Raw genomic sequence first — 19,134 nt, 5'->3', positions numbered from 1 at the left:
GTTCGCGGGCCAATGACCCGCTGACCGCGCCTAGAGCGCCTCGGCGCCCGAAATGATTTCGATCAGTTCCTTGGTGATCTGCGCCTGCCGCTGGCGGTTGTAGGTGATCGACAGCTTGTTGATCATCTCGCCGGCGTTGCGCGTCGCATTGTCCATGGCGCTCATCTTGGCGCCCATTTCGCCCGCCGCGTTTTCGAGCAGCGCACGGAATATCTGCACCGCGATGTTGCGCGGGATGAGGTCGGACAGGATTTCGCCCGGCTCCGGCTCATACTCGTAGACGGCGCTGGCGCCATCCGCCGTTTCGGGCTGAGCCGAAGAGGCGGACGCTGCCGGAATGATCTGCTGCGCGGTCGGAACCTGGCTGATCACCGACTTGAACTGCGAGTAGAACAGCGTGCAGACGTCGAAGGCGCCCTCGTTGAACAGATGGATGACCTTGCGGGCGATCGCATCGGCATTGACGAAGCCGAGCGTCTTGACCTCGCGCAGATCGACGCGTTCGATGATCATCGCGGCATAGTCGCGGCGCAGGATGTCGAAACCCTTCTTGCCGACGCAGATGATCTTGACCTGCTTGCCGTCGGCCAGGAGCCTGCGGATATGGTCGCGGGCATGACGGGCGATCTGCGAATTGAAGCCGCCGCACAGGCCACGCTCGGCGGTGCAGACGACGAGCAGATGCACGTCGTCCTTGCCGGTTCCGGTCATCAGCGCCGGGGCATCGCCACCGCCACCGACAGCCTGGGTGATGTTGGCCAGCACGGAACCCATGCGCTCCGAATAGGGACGCGCCGCTTCCGCCGCCTCTTGCGCACGGCGCAGCTTCGCCGCGGCGACCATCTGCATCGCCTTGGTGATCTTCTGCGTCGCCTTGACCGAGGCGATACGGTTACGAAGGTCTTTTAATGAAGGCATGCTTCAAACCTGATCCCGTCTTGTCTCATCCGGACTGGCACTTCGCTCAGGCGAAGGTCTTGGCGAAGGCGTCGATCTCGGCCTTCAGCTTGGCGCGCAGATCATCCGACAGCGCCTTTTCCTTGCGGATGGCGTCAAGCACGTCCTTGCCGGCCGAACGCATGTGGCTGAGCAGGCCGTGCTCGAACTTGCCGACCTGGTTGACCGGCAGCTTGTCGAGATAGCCGTTGACGCCGGCGAAGATCACCGCGACTTGCTCTTCCGTCTTCAGCGGCGAGAACTGCGGCTGCTTCAGGAGCTCGGTCAGGCGCGAGCCGCGGTTGAGCAGGCGCTGCGTGGCGGCGTCGAGATCCGAGCCGAACTGCGCGAAAGCAGCCATTTCGCGGTACTGCGCGAGCTCGCCCTTGATCGAGCCGGCAACCTGCTTCATCGCCTTGATCTGCGCCGACGAACCGACGCGCGACACCGACAGGCCGACGTTGACGGCCGGACGGATGCCCTGGAAGAACAGGTTGGTTTCGAGGAAGATCTGGCCGTCGGTGATCGAGATCACGTTGGTCGGGATGTAGGCCGACACGTCGTTGGCCTGCGTCTCGATGACCGGCAGCGCGGTCAGCGAACCGCCACCGAGATCGTCGTTGAGCTTGGCGGCGCGCTCGAGCAGGCGCGAGTGCAGGTAGAAGACGTCGCCCGGATAGGCTTCGCGGCCCGGCGGACGGCGCAGCAACAGCGACATCTGGCGATAGGCGACGGCCTGCTTCGACAGATCGTCATAGCTGATCAGCGCATGCATGCCGTTGTCGCGGAAATACTCGCCCATGGTGCAGGCCGTGAACGGCGCCAGGAACTGCATCGGCGCCGGGTCGGAAGCGGTGGCGGCGACGATGATCGAATATTCGAGCGCGCCGCGCTCTTCCAGCACCTTGACGAACTGCGCGACGGTCGAGCGCTTCTGGCCGACGGCGACGTAGACGCAGTAGAGCTTTTCCTTCTCGGGGCCGTTGTCGTGCACCGACTTCTGGTTGAGCATCGTGTCGAGGATGATGGCCGTCTTGCCGGTCTGGCGATCGCCGATGACCAGCTCGCGCTGGCCGCGGCCGACCGGGATCAGCGCATCTATGGCCTTGAGGCCGGTCGACATCGGCTCGTTCACCGACTTGCGCGGGATGATGCCGGGCGCCTTGACGTCGACGCGCTTGCGCTCGACCGCCTTGATCGGGCCTTTGCCGTCGATCGGATTGCCGAGCGCGTCGACGACGCGGCCGAGCAGGCCGGGGCCGACAGGCGCGTCGACGATGGCGCCGGTGCGCTTGACGGTGTCGCCTTCCTTGATGTCGCGGTCGGCGCCGAAGATGACGACGCCGACATTGTCGGCTTCGAGGTTGAGCGCCATGCCGCGGATGCCGCCGGGGAATTCGACCATTTCGCCGGCCTGGACATTGTCGAGGCCGTAGACGCGGGCGATACCGTCACCGACGGACAGCACCTGTCCGACTTCGGAGACCTCGGCCTCCTTGCCGAAATTCTTGATCTGGTCTTTCAGAATTGCGGAAATTTCCGCGGCGCGGATGTCCATCAGCCGACCTCTTTCAGTGCAAGCTTGAGCGAATTGAGTTTGGTTTTGAGCGACGTATCGATCTGGCGCGAGCCCATCTTGACCACCAGCCCGCCGAGCAGTGACGGGTCGACGGTAACGGAAATGGCCACGTCCTTGCCGGCAACGCTCTTCAGCGCGGCCTTGAGTTCGGTCTGCTGGGCCGCGGTCAGCTCATGAGCCGAGGTGACTTCGGCGGCGGCCTCGCCACGGGCTTCCGCCGCGATCTGGCGGAACGCCTTGATCATGCCGGGCACCGCGAACAGGCGGCGATTCTTGGCGACGACGCGCAGGAAATTGCCGGTCAGGCCGGTGATGCCTGCCTTGTCGGCGATCGCCGCGATGGCCTTGGCCTGGTCCTCGCTGGAAAACACCGGGCTGTTGATCAGCCGGGTGAGATCCGCGCTGCCCGCGAGCAGTGCCTCGAAACCGTTGAGGTCGGCCTCGACCTTGGCCACGGAATTTGCCTGCGATGCCAGTTCGAACAGCGAACCGGCATAGCGTTCTGCGACACCTGAGATTGGCGATGACGATTGGGCCACGGACCGTCTTTTCTCTTGTCTGACAGGCCGCAGATTGTTGGCGCGAGCAAAAACTCTGGCTAAATCTTTGACCTTACTGCATTTTTTCAAGCACGGAGGCGCGGCTTCCGCTATCCCCGGCCGAAAGTCGATTGCCGTCTAGCACAGGCATTTTAAGACCGCAATGCGTCGTTCCGCATGGTTTTCAGGCACTATTGTCGCATCCGGCGAAAGATCAGGGTCCTGCGCGCCGGAATACCCTTGGATTCAGGGCACAAAGCCGAAGGCAAAGGCGAGCGGCAGGGCCGCGAGCGCCAATTCCACCACAATGGAAACCCAATTGAAAGGCGTATTGGCGCCATCCGACATCATCGACAGCAGCCGGCCGAAGGCAGTGAACAGCCAGGAGAAGCCGAGCGCCATGTAGACCAGCGGCTGCGCGAGCAGGATGCAGCACAGGCCGACTCCGAGATAGAAGCCCGACATGCGGCCCCGTCCCTCGGCGATCGCCGCCGCCTTCTCGGGTTTCGCCTGCAGGCGCAGGATGCGGAACGCCAGACCCGGCGCCAGGAAAAACAGCAGGCCGAGCAACACGGTGAAGACCGCGCTCGACCAGGCCAGCCATTCGCCCTGGCTCGTCGGCCATGGAAGCGCAAAATCCATCGTGTCCCTCGAAATGCCTATTTTGAAATCGCGGGCATTCTAGCGGAGGAAAAATGCCGCGCCAGATGGCTCAAGGCACTTTAGGTGACCCGCATCAACCGAGCGCGAATTCCACCGCCGCCTCGGCATGGATGCCGGTCGTGTCGAAAACCGGAATGTCGAAATCGCCCTGGCCGATGAGCATGGTGATCTCCGTGCAACCCATGATCAGGCTGTCGGCGGCCTCTTCGCGGCGCAAGCGGTTGGCCTCGGCGACATAGGCGGCCTTCGAGGCTTCGGAGACAATGCCCTGGCAAAGCTCGTCATAGATGACGCCGTGCACCATGTCGCGGCCGGCCGCATCGGGTACGACCGGTGAGAGGCCGTATTTGTCGGCGAGCCGGCCCTTGTAGAAGTCCTGCTCCATGGTGAACCGCGTTGCCAACAGCGCCGGGCGCTGCAGGCCCGCGCGCTTGATCGCCAACGCCGTGGCATCCGCAATGTGAATCAGCGGGATCGACACCGATGCCTGCACCTGGTCGGCCAGCTTGTGCATGGTGTTGGTGCACAAGAGCATGCCTTGCGCGCCGCCGGCCTCGAGCTTGCGCGCGGCATCGACCAGCAGCGCGCCGGCACCGTCCCAATCACCATGATGCTGCCGCTCGGCGATCTCGGCGAAATCGAACGACCACATGAGAAGCTTGGCCGAATGCAGCCCACCCAGCCGCCCGCGCACGATCTCGTTGAGCAGGCGGTAGTAGATTGCGGTCGATTCCCAGCTCATGCCGCCGAGCAGGCCAAGGGTTTTCATGTGATCTTTCCGTTTCTCTCGCCGAGACAGCTGTAGCTGAAATTGCGTCGCTACAAAAAGCTCTGCGGGTCGATGTCGACCTGCACCCGGACCGAGCCGCGCTGCTTCGGTCCATTGGCGAGCATGGCCCTGATAAACCCTTGCATGTCGGCGCGCCGTTCGCCCTGGATCAGCAGACGGAAGCGGTGGCGGCCGCCGAGCAGGGACAGCGGCGCCTCGGCCGGCCCGAGCACGAACAGGTCCGACGCTTCCGGTGCCGCGCGGCGCAGGCCGCGGGCATGGCCTTCCGCTTCCGCCCGCGTCACGGCGCTGACGATGACGCCGGCCAGCCGGCCGAAGGGCGGCAAGGCAGCGCGTTCGCGTTCAGAAATCTCACGCTGGTAGAAAGATTCGGCGTCGCCGGAGACGATGGCCCGCATCACCGGATGGTCGGGCTGGAACGTCTGCAGCAGGCCCAGGCTCTTCTTGCCGGTGCGGCCGGCGCGGCCGGTCACCTGGCTGAGCAGCTGGAAGGTGCGCTCGGCGGCGCGCGGATCGCCATTGGCAAGGCCGAGATCGGCATCGACGACGCCGACCAGCGTCATATCAGGGAAATTGTGGCCCTTGGCGACCAGTTGCGTGCCGATGACGATATCGGCCTCGCCATTGGCGATTGCCTCCAGCTCCAGCCGCAACCGTCGTACGCCCCCCATGATATCCGACGACAGCACGATGGTGCGCGCGTCCGGGAAATGCGTGACGACCTCCTCGGCGATGCGCTCGACCCCCGGACCGCAAGCAACCAGGTGGTCGAGCGTGCCGCATTCCGGGCAGGCTTCGGGACGGCGCTCATTGTGACCGCAATGGTGGCAGACCAACTGGCCGCGAAAGCGGTGTTCGACCAACCAGGCCGAACACACCGGGCAGCCGAAGCGATGGCCGCAGACCCGGCACAGCGTCAGCGGCGCGTAGCCGCGGCGGTTAAGGAACAGCAGCGACTGCTCCTTCTTCTCCAGCGTCCGGCGCATATGGTCGATCAGCACCGGCGACAGGAAGCCGCCACGCGCCGGCGGCGCGCGCCGCATGTCGATCGACTTGAGGTCGGGAAGTGCCGCCTCGGCGAAGCGGGCCGATAGAACGGCCCTGTTGTATTTGCCCTGGCTGGCATTGACCCGGCTCTCGACCGACGGCGTCGCCGACGCCAGGACCACGGGGAAGCCGCCTATATGGCCGCGCACGACGGCCATGTCGCGCGCATTGTAGAAGACGCGGTCTTCCTGCTTGTAGGCGGGGTCGTGTTCCTCGTCGACGACGATCAGGCCAAGCTCCTTGAATGGCAGGAACAGCGCCGAGCGCGCGCCGGCGACGACGCGCACGCCGCCTTCCGCCACTTGCCGCCAGACTTTTTCGCGCATTCGCGGCGGCAGGTCGGAATGCCACTCGGCCGGCTTGGCGCCGAAACGCTGCTGGAAGCGTTCGAGGAAGGCATGCGTCAGCGCGATTTCCGGCAGCAGGATGAGCACTTGGCCGCCCTGCTCGAGCGCGGCCGCCACCGCCTCGAAATAGACCTCCGTCTTGCCCGAACCGGTGACGCCGTCGAGCAACGCGACATTGAACTCGCCGGCCGCGACATTGGCGCGCAGCATCGACGCGGCCTCGTTCTGGTCCGGCATCAGTTCGGGAACGGCATAGCTTGGGTCAGGCGCGGCCACCACCGGGCGCGGCGGGATCATCACCGTCTCGAACACGCCTTGCGCTTTCAGCCCCTCGATCACCGTCGACGACACGCCGGCGGCGTGCGCGAGGCCGGAGCGCGTCCAGGCCAACCCACCCTCGGCCGTCTCCAGCACGCGCGCCCTGGCATCCGTCATCCGGTCGGGCACAAGCAGGGTGCGCTGCAGCCCCTCGATCCAGGGTTCGGGATCAAAGGCCTCTGGCGCCCTGAGCAGCATGCGCGCCACCATGCCCGGCGCCGACAGCGTGTATTGCGCCACCCAGTCGACGAATCGGCGCATGGCGCGGTCGATCGGCGGACAGTCGAAAACCTGCTCGATCGGGCGCAATTTCCTGGCATCGACCTGCTCGACCGCGCCGTCCCAGACGATGCCGGCGACCTGGCGCGGCCCAAGCGGCACGCGCACGATCGAACCCGGCACCACCCGCATGCCGGCCGGCACGGCATAGGTGTAGGGACGTTCGGCCGGCATCGGCACCAGCACCGGTGCGGCCGCGACAAAGGGCGAATCTTCGATCATGAGGCGTGACCTTGCCCTGACTTTGGTCTAGATCAAAGAGCAACGCTGAACGCGCCTTCCCAAGCACGACGAAATCGTCAGGAGACCCGCCATGAAATTTTTTGCCGACACCGCCGATATCAAAGAGATCAAGGAACTGAACGATCTGGGACTGCTCGATGGCGTCACCACCAACCCCTCGCTGATCCTGAAATCGGGCGGCAAGATCGCCGAGGTCACCAAGCAGATCTGCGACATCGTCGAAGGGCCTGTCTCGGCGGAAGTCGTGGCGATCGAATACAAGCAGATGATGGCGGAGGCCGAAGTGCTGGCCAAGATCGCGCCTAATGTCTGCATCAAGGTCCCGCTGACGCTGGACGGCCTGAAGGCCTGCAAGACCATCCGCACCGAGATGAACCGCATGGTCAATGTCACGCTGTGCTTCTCGGCCAACCAGGCGCTGCTCGCCGCCAAGGCCGGCGCTTCCTTCATCTCGCCCTTCGTCGGCCGCATCGACGACACCGGCTCGGACGGCATGGAGCTGATCCAGGAGATCCGTCAGATCTACGACAATTTCGATTTCCAGACCGAAATCCTGACCGCTTCCGTGCGAACGGTGAACCACGTCAAGCAGGCGGCTCTCATCGGCGCCGACGTCATCACCGCGCCGCCGGCGACGTTGAAGGCGCTGGTCAACCATCCGCTGACCGACAAGGGCCTTGCCGCTTTCCTCGCCGACTGGGCCAAGACCGGCCAGAAGATCGGCTGAGCGGTCCGACACCAGATACAAAAAAAGGCCGGGCAACCGGCCTTTTTTACGCGCTGCGGATCAGGAGCAGCCTGCCCGGTCAGTCCGTGCCGTCATCGGGGAGCGCGGCCGCCGGCTGGCGCTTGCCCGCCATGATCTCGCGCTTGCCGACATGGTTCGGTGCGCCGACCAGACCTTCCTTCTCCATCCGTTCGACCAGTGACGCGGCGCGGTTGTAGCCGATGCCGAGGCGGCGCTGGATGTAGGACGTCGAACATTTCTTGTCGCGCAACACCACCTTGACCGCCTCGTCATAGCTGGAATCGCCATCCTCGGCGGCAACGGCTCCCTTGTCGAAGACCGCTCCCTGGTCGCCTTCCTCTTCTTCTTCATCCTCGTCGGCCGTCACCGTCTCCAGATATTCGGGGCGTCCCTGCGCCTTCAGATGCGCCACGACATGCTCGACCTCGGCGTCGGACACGAAGGGGCCGTGCACACGGGCGATGCGCCCGCCGCCCATCATGTGCAGCATGTCGCCCTGGCCGAGCAGCTGTTCGGCGCCCTGCTCGCCCAGGATGGTGCGGCTGTCGATCTTGGAGGTGACCTGGAAGGAGATGCGGGTCGGGAAATTGGCCTTGATCGTGCCGGTGATGACGTCGACCGAAGGCCGCTGCGTCGCCATGATCAGGTGGATGCCGGCGGCCCGCGCCATCTGCGCCAGGCGCTGGATGGCGCCTTCGATCTCCTTGCCGGCGACCATCATCAGGTCGGCCATCTCGTCGACGATGACGACGATGTAGGGCATCGGCGCGAGGTCGATTTCCTGCTGTTCGAACAGCGGTTCGCCGGTGCCCTTCTCGAAGCCGGTCTGCACGGTCATGACGACCGTCTCACCCTTGTCGCGGGCTTGGGCGGCGCGCTCGTTGTAGCCGTCGATGTTGCGCACGCCGAGCCGCGCCATCTTGCGATATCGGTCCTCCATCTCGCGCACCGCCCATTTGAGCGCGGTGACGGCCTTCTTGGGATCCGTGACGACAGGGGTCAGAAGGTGTGGGATGCCGTCATAGACGGACAGTTCGAGCATCTTCGGGTCGACCATGATCAGCCGGCATTCTTCCGGCTTCAGCCGGTAGAGCAGCGACAGGATCATGGTGTTGATGGCGACCGACTTGCCGGAGCCGGTGGTGCCGGCGACGAGGAGATGCGGCATCTTCGCCAGTTCGGCGATGACAGGTTCGCCGCCGATCGTCTTGCCAAGGCAAAGCGCCAGCTTGCAGCTGGTCTTGCGGAAGCCCTGCGATTCGATCAGTTCGCGGAAATAGACGGTTTCGCGGGTCTCGTTCGGCAACTCTATGCCGATGACATTGCGGCCAGGCACCACGGCGACGCGCGCCGAGACCGCCGACATGGAGCGGGCGATGTCGTCGGCGAGACCAATGACGCGCGAGGATTTGACGCCTGGCGCCGGCTCGAATTCGTAGAGGGTGACGACCGGGCCGGGGCGCACGTGGATGATCTCGCCGCGCACGCCGAAATCCTCCAGCACGCTTTCCAGGAGATCGGCATTCTGCTCGAGCCGCTCCTGCGACATGTAGAAGCCTTGGCCCTCGGGAGGCTGCTGCAGCAGCTCCTCCGAGGGAAGCTCGTAGCCTTCGCCCGTCTCCGGCTGGGCAACCTTGCCAGCCATGGGCAGCGACGGTGCGCGCGCTGCGGGAACGGCTTCGCCCACGCGTTGCACAATCGGCGCCGAGGCGGCGCTGCTTGCGGCAGGTGCGACTGCGGCCGCCATCCGAGCCTGCCGGGCAGCCCTGCCAGCCGGAACGGACGGCTCGGCCACGGCCTTGTTGGAGTTGGCCGGAAAGACGTCGGGCGGGGCGGACGGTGCCTGGCCGGGAAGGCATTCGATGACACGGAACAAGGCGGTGACATCGGCCGCGGCGGACGCGGAGACGTCGGCTCGCGCCGCGGCAAGCGGTGGAGCCGCGACCGGTGCGCGCGGAGCCGGGCTGACCTGCCGGACCGGCGACGTCACATCGACCAGAAGGGGCGCCAGGCCCTCGAAGAAGGCGTGATCCGAAAGATAGGGCCGCCGGGCTTTTTCAGCGGTGGCTGCTTTGGCCGGCGCGCCATTCCCGGCGACGGGTGCCGGACGCGTGGCCGCTGGTGCCGTTGCGGGCACCTTCGGAGCCGCCGGCACAACGCCTTTCGACGTCTCGCCGCCGCGCGCTGGCTGAGCGGACCCGGCCGGTGACGCCCCGCGATGCATGACGGCGCCAGGCCCGGCCTGCTGCGTCGGGAGCGCCTGCGGGCGACCCTCCCCGGCAACCTCGTCCTGCTGGCGATGCTTGGGCTCATAGTCCGGCGTGCGTGTAAAACGCACATTGGGCGCAAGGAAAAAATACTCTTGCCAGGCAGGGCTTTCGGTGTCGCCGCCGAAATCGGCGACCCGCTCGGAATGACCTGCGTGAGAAGCGCCGGGCTGGCGAACATCCGCCTTGCCGCGCGGGCCGCCGGAACGCTCTCCTTGGGGGTCATCGGGCGAAACTGCGTGCAACGAATTGACCCGAGAAAAACGCCTGGCTTCCATGCTCAAGACTCACTGTGAAATGTCTGCTGAGCAATAGGGAGCGAGTGGTTAACAGATGCTTCCTGTCAGCGTCGCTGGAGCGATCGAGACGCATCTTTCGCGGCGACGCCGCACGATGAGGATTCGAGCAGCCGATCGTGTTTCCACAACCGGTTGCTCATCCGAATGCGGCTATTGGAAAAAGGGCGAGCCTTTGCTCGCGTGACAACCAGCGGGCGGAGATTTACATGCCGCCAAACAGCACGGCTGCCGACGAGTCCGATCGCCGGGAACAGGAAATGCGATCAAGGAGAGAGGGGCGATTCGGCCTCTTCTGATGCGGCGACTCGCGCTAGCTGGCCGTCTTGCCGTGCCGGGCCAGATCCTGGGCGATGGACAGTTGCAGGGCCTCGGCCAGTTCGCGCGCGGCACGGTTCTCGGCGTCGATCTGCGCCCGGTAGGAAGCAAACTCCTGACGCGGCCTGTCGAAGGACGAGGTGATCGCCCGCTTGCCGACCGCGATCACCGCGCCGGTTTTCGCATCGGTTAGCGTGTAGCCGGCGGTCAGTGTCACCGAACCGGCGGTCGGCTCGTCTTGATCGGTTCCAACCTGGACCAGCGCCGAGGATTCAACGGCTTCGGTCACGCCGAGATCGAGCGAATAAAGCGGCGAGGCCGGTTCGCCGGCGCCGCGCCCGAACCCGAAGATCAGATTGTTGCGCACCTGCTGGGCATAACGCGTCCGGACCGGCTTGACGGCAATCGACGCCAGCTCGGCATTGGCGGTCGAGCCGGTCGACAGCGGCGCGCTGGAATAGAGCGGCCGCACCTGGCAGGCCGAGACGAGCGCAAGCGAACCGACAAGACCGGCAAGCGCGATGCGGCGCAGCAGACCGCTCAACTCTGTCTTTTCCCGATCAGGCAACGACATTGACGATCCTCTGCGGCACGATGATCACCTTGCGCGGAGCCTTACCTTCAAGTGCTTTCTGCACGAAGTCGAGAGCCAAGACCGCTTTTTCGACCGCACCTTGGTCCGCGTCGCGGGCAATTGTCAAATCGCCCCGCTTCTTGCCGTTGACCTGCACCGGATAGGTGACTTCGTTGTCGACGACCAGCGCCGGATCGAAGACCGGCCACGGCCGTTCGGCGAGCAGATCGGTGCCGCCCAGCACCTCCCAGCACTCTTCGGCAAGGTGCGGCATCACGGGCGCGATCAGATGCACCATGATCTCCACGGCCTCGCGGCAAGCGCTTTTCAGCGCCGTATCAGCCTTGCCTTCCGTCACCTCGTTGAGCGGAGTGGTCAGCGCGTTGGCCAGTTCATAGATGCGGGCGATGGCACGGTTGAAGGCGAGCTTCTCGATGTCTTCGCCGACCGCCTTCAGGATTTTGTGCGCGGCCTTGGAAACCGCTCCGGCGTCGCCATCATTGGCGGCCTTCGGTGCGATGCCTGCCAGCGTCTCGGCCGCCGTCGACACCAGCCGCCAGATGCGCTGCATGAAGCGATGCGCGCCGGCCGCACCATCGTCGGTCCACTCGACATCGCGTTCGGGCGGCGAATCCGACAGCATGAACCAGCGTGCCGTGTCGGCGCCGTAGCCATCGGTGATGTCTTCCGGGCTCACCGTGTTCTTCTTCGACTTCGACATCTTTTCGAGCGGGCCGATGGTGACCGCCTCGCCGGTGGCGATGTCGATGGCGCGGCGCTTGCCGTCGACATCCTCCAGCCGCACTTCGGCCGGCGCCAGCCAGCGGCCGTTCGATGCCGAACCGACACGGTAGGTTTCGTGCACGACCATGCCTTGCGTGAACAGGCCCTTGAACGGCTCGGCCAGGTCGACATGGCCGGTCTCGCGCATGGCGCGGGTGAAGAAGCGTGAATAGAGCAGATGCAGGATCGCATGCTCGATGCCGCCAATATACTGGTCGACCGCCAGCCACTCGTTCGCTGCCTTGGGATCGGTCGGGTCATGCGCCCACGGCGCCGTGAAGCGGGCGAAATACCAGGACGAATCGACGAACGTGTCCATCGTATCGGTTTCACGGCGCGCGTCCTTGCCGCATTGCGGGCACTTAACATGCCGCCAGGTCGGGTGACGGTCGAGCGGATTGCCCGGCCGGTCGAAATCGACATCGTCCGGCAGCTTGACCGGCAGGTCGGCCTTCGGCACCGGCACCACGCCGCAATCCTCGCAATGGATCATCGGGATCGGGCAGCCCCAGTAACGTTGCCGCGAAATGCCCCAGTCGCGCAGGCGGAAGTTCACCTTGCGCTCGGCCATGGGGCGATTGCCGATGGTCTTTTGTTCCAGCAGCCTGGCGACCTCGTCGAAAGCTCGGTCCGGAGTCATGCCATCAAGGAAGCGCGAGTTGATCATCGCCCCATTGTCGGTATAGGCCACGTCGATCACCTGGAAAGCCGACGGGTCCTCGCCGTCCGGCATCACCACGGGCACCACCGGCAAGCCGTATTTGTTGGCGAAGTCGAGGTCGCGCTGGTCATGCGCCGGGCAGCCGAAGATGGCGCCGGTGCCATATTCCATCAGCACGAAATTGGCGACATAGACCGGCAGCGTCCAAGTACCGTCGAAGGGATGGACGACGCGGATGCCGGTGTCGAAGCCCTTCTTCTCAGCCGTCTCCAGCGCCGCCACCGAAGTGCCCATATGGCGGACTTCGTCGATGAATTTCGCCAGCGCCGGATTGGTCTCGGCGGCCTTTTTGGCCAGCGGATGATCGGCGGCGATCGCCATGAACGAGGCGCCGAAAATGGTGTCGGGCCGCGTCGTGTAGACCTCAAGCTCGTGCTCGCCGGCAATTTCCGAGGCCAGCGGCCAGCGGATCAGCAGACCTTCCGAACGGCCGATCCAGTTCTGCTGCATCAGCTTCACTTTTTCGGGCCATTCGTCGAGGCCATCGAGCGAATCCAGCAGGTCCTGCGCGAAATCGGTGATCTTGAAGAACCACTGCGTCAATTCGCGCTGCTCAACCAGCGCGCCGGAGCGCCAGCCGCGTCCGTCGATGACCTGCTCGTTGGCGAGCACCGTCATGTCCTCCGGGTCCCAGTTGACCTTGGAGGATTTGCGCGTCACCAGCCCCTTCTCGACGAAGTCGAGGAACAGCATCTGCTGGCGGTGGTAGTAATCGACATCGCAGGTGGCGAATTCGCGCGCCCAGTCCAGCGACAGGCCCATCACCTTGAGCTGCTCGCGCATAGTGGCGATGTTCTGGTAGGTCCACTCCTTGGGATGAACCTTGTTCTGCATGGCGGCGTTTTCGGCCGGCATGCCGAAGGCGTCCCAGCCCATCGGATGCAGCACGTTGAAGCCCTTGGCCCGCTTGTAACGCGCCACCACGTCGCCCATCGTATAGTTGCGGGTGTGGCCGATATGGATCCGCCCCGACGGATAGGGGAACATTTCCAGCACGTAGTATTTCGGGCGCGGATCGTCATTGTGCGCTTCGAAAAGCTTCTTTTCGGCCCAGGCCTTCTGCCATTTGGGTTCTGACGCGCGCGGATTGTATCGTTCGGTTGCCATGGGACGTTTTTCACTTAAAAGCATGCGGACTGCGGGCAAGAGCCCGGCAGTTCGCGAAATGTGGTCCGGGTGTTCACCATGGTTTGGCAAACCCGTCAACCATATGGGCATCGCGTCCGACAAAAACGCGGGTCAAAACAGCGGGATTTGCATATGGGCGACACCGTTCAGCAGTTTTTCGCGGTCAAGGCGAGGATCGCCGCCGCCGAGCAGGAGGCTGGCCGTGAAGCCGGCGCGGTGACGCTGGTGGCGGTCTCCAAGACCTTCGACGCCGTCGATATCCAACCCGTGATCGAGGCCGGGCAGCGCGTCTTCGGCGAGAACCGCGTCCAGGAAACACAAGGCAAATGGCCTGACCTGAAGGAGGCTTTCCCCGACATTGAATTGCACCTGATCGGCCCGCTGCAGTCGAACAAGGCCAAGGAGGCGGTAGCGCTGTTCGACGTCATCGAAACGGTGGATCGCGAAAAGATCGCCGCCGAGCTCACCAAGGAAATTGTCCGGCAAGGTCGGGCGCCAAAACTCTATGTCCAGGTGAATACCGGTTCCGAACCGCAAAAGGCCGGCATCGAACCGCGCGAGGCGGTCGCCTTCGTCAAACGCTGCCGGGAAGTCCACGGCCTCACCATCGAAGGCCTGATGTGCATCCCGCCGGCTGACGAGAATCCCGGCCCGCACTTCGCCTTGCTGGAAAAACTGGCGCGGGAGGCCGGCGTCGCCGGACTGTCGATGGGCATGTCGGGCGATTACGAAACGGCGATCGCCTTTGGCGCCACCAGCATACGAGTCGGCTCCGCCATCTTCGGCAGCCGCTAGCCGTTGGGCCAGATCGACGAGGTCGCTGCACCAGCACTGGAAACGAAACGTACCGTTCCTATTTGTTTCGTGTCATCACACATTTCTCTGGAGCTTTCGCCATGCGCTACAATCAGCTTGGAAATACCGGGCTTTTCGTTTCCGAACTTTGCCTCGGCACCATGACCTTCGGCGCCGCCGGCCAGAACGCCCAATGGGGCCTGATCGCCAGCCTCGACCAGAAGGGCGTCAACGAGATCGTCGGCCGTTCGATTGCCGCCGGTGTCAACTTCTTCGACACGGCGGACGTCTATTCCTTCGGCGAGTCCGAACGCCTGCTCGGCCAGTCGCTCCGGGATCTCGGCATTGCCAGGTCGAGCGTGGTCATCGCCACCAAGGTCCATGCCGCCACCGGCGACGGGCCGAACCAGCGCGGCTCCTCGCGCGGCCACATCATGGATTCGGTCGATGCCAGCCTCGAACGGCTGCAGCTCGACCATATCGATCTCTATCAGTTGCACGGCACCGACGCGGTAACGCCGATCGACGAAACGCTGCGGGCACTCGACGATCTCGTCTCCAGCGGCAAGGTCCGCTATGTCGGCGTGTCCAACTGGCAGGCCTGGCGCATCGCCAAGGCGCTCGGCATCGCCGACCGCAAGGGCTTTGCCGGCTTCGAGACCATCCAGTCCTATTATTCGATCGCCGGCCGCGACCTCGAACGCGAGATCGTGCCGCTGATCAACGAGGAGAAGCTCGGCCTGATGGTGTGGTCGCCGATGGCCGGCGGCCTGCTGTCCGGCAAATACGGCCCTGGCGCGCCGGGCAATGGCGAGGGCCGCCGCGCGTCCTTCAACTTCCCGCCGGTCAACGAGGAGCGCGCCTGGGCAGCGGTCGCCGCCATGCGCGAGGTCGCCAGGAAGCATGATGTCAGCGTCGCCACCGTGGCGCTCGGCTATGTCCTGGCCAAGCCTTTCGTCATGAGCGTGATAATCGGCGCCAGCCGCATGGAGCAGCTCGAACAAAACCTCGCCGCCACCAGCCTCAAGCTCGATGCCGACGATCTCGCCAGGCTGGATGAGGTGAGCGCCTTGCCGGCCGAATATCCCGGCTGGATGGTCGAGCGCCAGGGCGCCGGCCGGCGTCCGGCGCCCTTCGTCCCTAAGGCATAGCCTGCGGGAAAGCCGGCCTTTTCGAAGCCGCGTATCCCATGGACGCGCGGCTCCAACTACAGCCGAACCGTCTCGGCCAGGAAATCGAGAAAGGCCCGCACCCGTGCCGGCAGATGGCGGCCCTGGCCGACATAGACGGCGTGCGTCGCCTCCTCGTCGCCCGGGTTGAAATCCTCCAGCAGCGGCACCAGCCGCCCGGCGGCGATATCGGCCGCCACATGCCAGCGCGCCAGCCGGGAAATGCCTACCCCGGCCAGCGTCATCAGCCGCATTGCCTCGCCATCGCTGACCAGCGCGTTGCCGGTGATCGGGATCATGACGGCATTGCCCTGCGCGTCGAGGAACGGCCAGCCGTCAATATGCCTGACGAAGCCGAAGCCCATCCGGTTGTGTGTGTCGAGATCGGCTGGCGTCAGCGGCGTGCCATGCGGCTCGAGGTAGGAAGGGGCCGCAACGAGGACCACCGGGCTCTGCCCGAGCTTGCGCGCCACCAGCCGTGATTCGCCGAGCGGCCCGGCCCGGATCGCTACATCGGCGCGTTCGGCCATCAGGTCGATGACACTGTCGGTCAGCACCAGATCGACCGAGATTTCGGGATAGCGTTCGAGGAAGCGCGGCAGCAGCGGGATCAGCCGGTGCACCCCGAACGGCACGTAGGTGTTGACGCGCAGCCGCCCGCGCGGCGCGGCGCCCGCGGCCGCCTCACGCTCAGCCGCCGCCATGTCGGCAAGGATGCGTAGCCCGCTTTCATAAAACGCCGCCCCTTCCGGCGTCAGCAGCAGCTTGCGCGTCGAGCGGCTGACCAGCCGCGCGCCAAGCCGGGCTTCCAGCCGCGCGATCAGCTTGCTGACGGCCGACGGCGTCATGCGCAGCGCGCGCGCCGCGGCGGAAAAGCTGCCTGCCTCGACAACGCGCACGAAGACTTCGATCTCGCCGGAACGGTTTATGTCGGGTCTGGCCATCTGTGAATCTATTTCACAGAAAATATGCCCTGATCAAGTCTGGTTCACAGCACTCGGCAACACGATCTTCCCGGTCGGGGCGCGGGTTGGACAGGCGCTCATCGCCTGAACGGCCCGTCTTTCAAAGTGGAAACGCCATGCCTCTTGCTCTCTACGCCCTCGCCGCCGGTGCCTTTGGCATCGGTGTCACCGAATTCGTCATCATGGGCCTGCTCATCGATGTCAGTAAGGATCTTGGTGTGTCGATCTCGGCCGCCGGCCAATTGATCTCGGGTTATGCGCTCGGTGTCGTCATCGGTGCACCCCTGTTGACCATCGCCACCGGCAACTGGCCGCGCAAAACCGTGCTGCTGGCGCTGATGGCGATCTTCACGATTGGCAACCTCGCCTGTGCGCTGGCGCCCGATTACTGGACGCTGATGGGTGCCCGCATCATCACCGCCTTTGCCCACGGCACTTTCTTCGGCGTTGGCTCGGTGGTCGCCACTGGTCTGGTCGCGCCCAACAGGAAGGCTTCGGCGATCGCGCTGATGTTCACCGGCCTGACCATCGCCAACATCCTCGGCGTACCTTTCGGCACCTGGCTCGGCCAGGCTTTTGGCTGGCGCGCGACCTTCTGGGCAGTGACCGCGGTCGGCCTCGCGGCCTTCGCCGTCATCCTGGCCCTGGTGCCGCGTGGCCAGGCGACGCCGGAGAAGAGCGACTTGCGCGCCGATCTCGCTGTGCTGCGCCGAACGCCCGTCCTGCTCGGCCTCGCCACTACGGTGCTCGGCTATGCCGGCGTCTTCGCCGTCTTCACCTACATCGCTCCGTTGCTCACCGAGATCAGCGGCTTCGGGGAAGCAGCCGTGTCGCCGATTCTGCTCGTCTTCGGCGGTGGCCTCATCGCCGGCAATCTCGCAGGCGGCAAGGTCGCCGATCGCTGGCTGGTGCCGGCGGTGCTCGGCAGTCTCGTGGTGCTGGCGCTGGTGCTTGCCACGATGAGCTTCGCCATCCACAGCCAGGTCATGGCCGTGATCTATGTCGGCCTGCTCGGTGCGGCCGCCTTCGCCACCGTGGCGCCACTGCAGATGTGGGTGCTGGAAAAGGCGCAAGGCGCCGGCCAAAGCCTGGCCTCATCGTTCAACATCGCCGCCTTCAATCTCGGCAATGCCGCCGGCGCCTGGCTTGGCGGCGCGGTCATCGCCCATGGCCTTGGACTGGGTTCGCTCACTTGGGTCGCTGCCCTGCTGCCGCTCGCGGCACTCGCCGTGGCCGGACTGGCGCTGCGCCTCGATCGCGGCGCCACATCAGGCGCGCCCGCCTCCGTCCGGTTGTGACATCAGCCGACATCCGAATCGCCTCACTTCTTCACAAACCACCAGGAGCAAGAAAATGGACTATCGACGTCTCGGCGCATCGGGTTTGAAAGTCCCGGCGCTTTCATTCGGCGCCGGAACCTTCGGCGGATCCGGCCCACTGTTCGGCGCCTGGGGCAACAGCGACGCGCAAGAAGCGCGGCGGCTTATCGACATCTGCCTCGAGGCCGGCGTCAACCTCTTCGACACCGCCGACGTCTATTCGAACGGCGCCTCGGAAGAGGTGCTCGGCGAGGCGATAAAAGGCCGCCGCGACGCCGTTCTGATCTCGACCAAGACCGCGCTGCCGATGGGCGACGGCCCGGCCGACCACGGCTCGTCACGCTCGCGGCTGATCAAGTCGGTCGATGCCGCGCTGAAGCGTCTCGGCACCGACTATATCGACCTGCTGCAGCTGCACGCCTTCGATGCCGGGACGCCGATCGAGGAAGTTCTGGCGACGCTGGACGGCCTCGTTCGCTCGGGCAAGCTGCGTTATGTCGGTGTTTCCAACTTCTCCGGCTGGCAAGTGATGAAGTCGCTCGGCTTGGCGCAGACGCACGGCTACCCACGCTATGTCGCGCACCAGGTCTACTATTCGCTGCTCGGCCGCGACTATGAATGGGAGCTGATGCCGCTCGGCCTCGACCAGGGCGTCGGCGCGTTGGTGTGGAGTCCGCTCGGCTGGGGCCGCCTGACCGGCAAGATCCGCCGTGGCCAGCCCTTGCCGGAAAAGAGCCGCCTGCACGAGACCGCGAGCTTCGGCCCGCCGGTCGAGGACGAACATCTCTACAGGGTCATGGAGGCGCTTGACGCGGTGGCTGAGGAGACCGGCAAGACGGTTCCGCAAATCGCCATCAACTGGCTGCTGCAGCGCCCGACCGTTTCATCTGTTATCATCGGCGCCCGCAACGAGGAGCAACTGCGCCAGAACCTCGGCGCCGTCGGTTGGACGCTGACGCCGGAGCAGGTCAAGAAGCTGGACGCGGCAAGCGAGGTCACCGCGCCCTACCCGTACTTCCCCTATCGGCGGCAGGAAGGCTTTGCCCGGCTGAACCCGCCGGCGGTGTGAGGGGCGAGGCCCTCAACGTCGTCATCCACGGGCGGAGCAGCCGCGAAGACCCGAGGATCCATTCCGTGACCTTGATCGTAGAGCGCGGCGGTGCAGAATTCTGGACCGTCGCGACGCTTCAGAGTCGCGGCATGGATCCTCGGGTCTGCGCCGCGTCGCTTCGCTCCTTGCTCCGCCCGTGGATGACGAAAGAGATGGGCGTTTCCGCTAGCCGCCAGCGCAAGCGAGCCGGATGCGCCAC

Annotated in this window: 15 protein-coding genes; 5 read left to right on the top strand and 10 right to left on the bottom strand. The window is 64.9% G+C overall.

What is annotated here, in order from left to right:
• Positions 1-30: 30 nt before the first annotated feature.
• The 6 genes from EN845_RS29265 to EN845_RS29240 all read right to left on the bottom strand — a co-directional run bounded on the left by EN845_RS29265 (position 31) and on the right by EN845_RS29240 (position 6,720).
• A complete protein-coding gene (locus EN845_RS29265; RefSeq protein WP_127275642.1) occupies positions 31-918 on the bottom strand; it encodes a F0F1 ATP synthase subunit gamma in 888 nt (295 codons plus the stop codon).
• Positions 919-964: 46 nt separating this feature from the next.
• Complete coding sequence (gene atpA, locus EN845_RS29260; RefSeq protein ID WP_127275643.1) at positions 965-2,494, bottom strand: F0F1 ATP synthase subunit alpha; 1,530 nt, start codon at positions 2,492-2,494, stop codon at positions 965-967.
• Positions 2,494-3,054 carry a F0F1 ATP synthase subunit delta gene (locus EN845_RS29255; RefSeq protein ID WP_127275644.1) on the bottom strand — a complete coding sequence of 187 codons (561 nt, stop codon included), beginning with the start codon at positions 3,052-3,054 and terminating at the stop codon, positions 2,494-2,496. The genes atpA and EN845_RS29255 overlap by 1 nt, the downstream gene beginning before the upstream one ends.
• A 246-nt stretch (positions 3,055-3,300) precedes the next feature.
• The gene (locus EN845_RS29250) at positions 3,301-3,696 is read right to left on the bottom strand and encodes a DUF4345 family protein (protein WP_127275645.1); all 396 of its coding nucleotides are present in this window, start codon (positions 3,694-3,696) and stop codon (positions 3,301-3,303) included.
• 94 nt (positions 3,697-3,790) lie between these two features.
• Positions 3,791-4,486: an aspartate/glutamate racemase family protein gene (locus EN845_RS29245; protein ID WP_127873377.1), complete on the bottom strand. Its 696-nt coding sequence runs from the start codon at positions 4,484-4,486 to the stop codon at positions 3,791-3,793.
• A gap of 50 nt (positions 4,487-4,536) precedes the next feature.
• On the bottom strand, positions 4,537-6,720 hold the full coding sequence (locus EN845_RS29240; protein WP_127873376.1) for a primosomal protein N': 2,184 nt from the start codon (positions 6,718-6,720) through the stop codon (positions 4,537-4,539).
• 91 nt (positions 6,721-6,811) lie between these two features.
• Here EN845_RS29240 and fsa point away from each other — a divergent pair, with 91 nt between their 5' ends.
• Positions 6,812-7,468 (top strand): fructose-6-phosphate aldolase, encoded by a 657-nt coding sequence (fsa, locus tag EN845_RS29235; protein WP_127275648.1) that lies wholly within the window; start codon positions 6,812-6,814, stop codon positions 7,466-7,468.
• Between the two features lie 79 nt (positions 7,469-7,547).
• Here fsa and EN845_RS29230 read toward each other — a convergent pair whose 3' ends face one another.
• The 3 genes from EN845_RS29230 to leuS form a co-directional block, all read right to left on the bottom strand.
• The gene (locus EN845_RS29230) at positions 7,548-10,034 is read right to left on the bottom strand and encodes a DNA translocase FtsK (RefSeq protein WP_127873375.1); all 2,487 of its coding nucleotides are present in this window, start codon (positions 10,032-10,034) and stop codon (positions 7,548-7,550) included.
• Positions 10,035-10,365: 331 nt separating this feature from the next.
• Positions 10,366-10,944 (bottom strand): LPS assembly lipoprotein LptE, encoded by a 579-nt coding sequence (gene lptE, locus EN845_RS29225; protein ID WP_127279371.1) that lies wholly within the window; start codon positions 10,942-10,944, stop codon positions 10,366-10,368.
• The gene (gene leuS / locus EN845_RS29220) at positions 10,931-13,555 is read right to left on the bottom strand and encodes a leucine--tRNA ligase (protein WP_127873374.1); all 2,625 of its coding nucleotides are present in this window, start codon (positions 13,553-13,555) and stop codon (positions 10,931-10,933) included. The genes lptE and leuS overlap by 14 nt, the downstream gene beginning before the upstream one ends.
• A gap of 153 nt (positions 13,556-13,708) precedes the next feature.
• Here leuS and EN845_RS29215 point away from each other — a divergent pair, with 153 nt between their 5' ends.
• Together EN845_RS29215 and EN845_RS29210 are read left to right on the top strand one after the other, a co-directional pair.
• Entirely contained in the window at positions 13,709-14,371 is a 663-nt protein-coding gene (locus EN845_RS29215) for a YggS family pyridoxal phosphate-dependent enzyme (protein ID WP_127873373.1), read from the top strand.
• Positions 14,372-14,472: 101 nt separating this feature from the next.
• A complete protein-coding gene (locus EN845_RS29210) occupies positions 14,473-15,522 on the top strand; it encodes an aldo/keto reductase (RefSeq protein ID WP_127873372.1) in 1,050 nt (349 codons plus the stop codon).
• Between the two features lie 56 nt (positions 15,523-15,578).
• Here the strand turns inward: EN845_RS29210 and EN845_RS29205 are convergent, their stop codons facing one another.
• Positions 15,579-16,484: a LysR family transcriptional regulator gene (locus EN845_RS29205; RefSeq protein ID WP_127873371.1), complete on the bottom strand. Its 906-nt coding sequence runs from the start codon at positions 16,482-16,484 to the stop codon at positions 15,579-15,581.
• A gap of 137 nt (positions 16,485-16,621) precedes the next feature.
• Between EN845_RS29205 and EN845_RS29200 the strand changes: the two genes are divergently transcribed.
• Both EN845_RS29200 and EN845_RS29195 read left to right on the top strand, forming a co-directional pair.
• Complete coding sequence (locus EN845_RS29200; protein ID WP_127277733.1) at positions 16,622-17,803, top strand: MFS transporter; 1,182 nt, start codon at positions 16,622-16,624, stop codon at positions 17,801-17,803.
• A 55-nt stretch (positions 17,804-17,858) separates the two neighbouring features.
• On the top strand, positions 17,859-18,893 hold the full coding sequence (locus EN845_RS29195) for an aldo/keto reductase (RefSeq protein WP_127277734.1): 1,035 nt from the start codon (positions 17,859-17,861) through the stop codon (positions 18,891-18,893).
• Positions 18,894-19,134: the final 241 nt, after the last annotated feature.

The organism is Mesorhizobium sp. M8A.F.Ca.ET.202.01.1.1, assembly GCF_004791595.1.
Taxonomy (GTDB): Bacteria; Pseudomonadota; Alphaproteobacteria; order Rhizobiales; family Rhizobiaceae; genus Mesorhizobium.
Note: the sequence above shows the minus strand (reverse complement) of the source record. Positions and strands in the feature narration are given on the sequence as shown.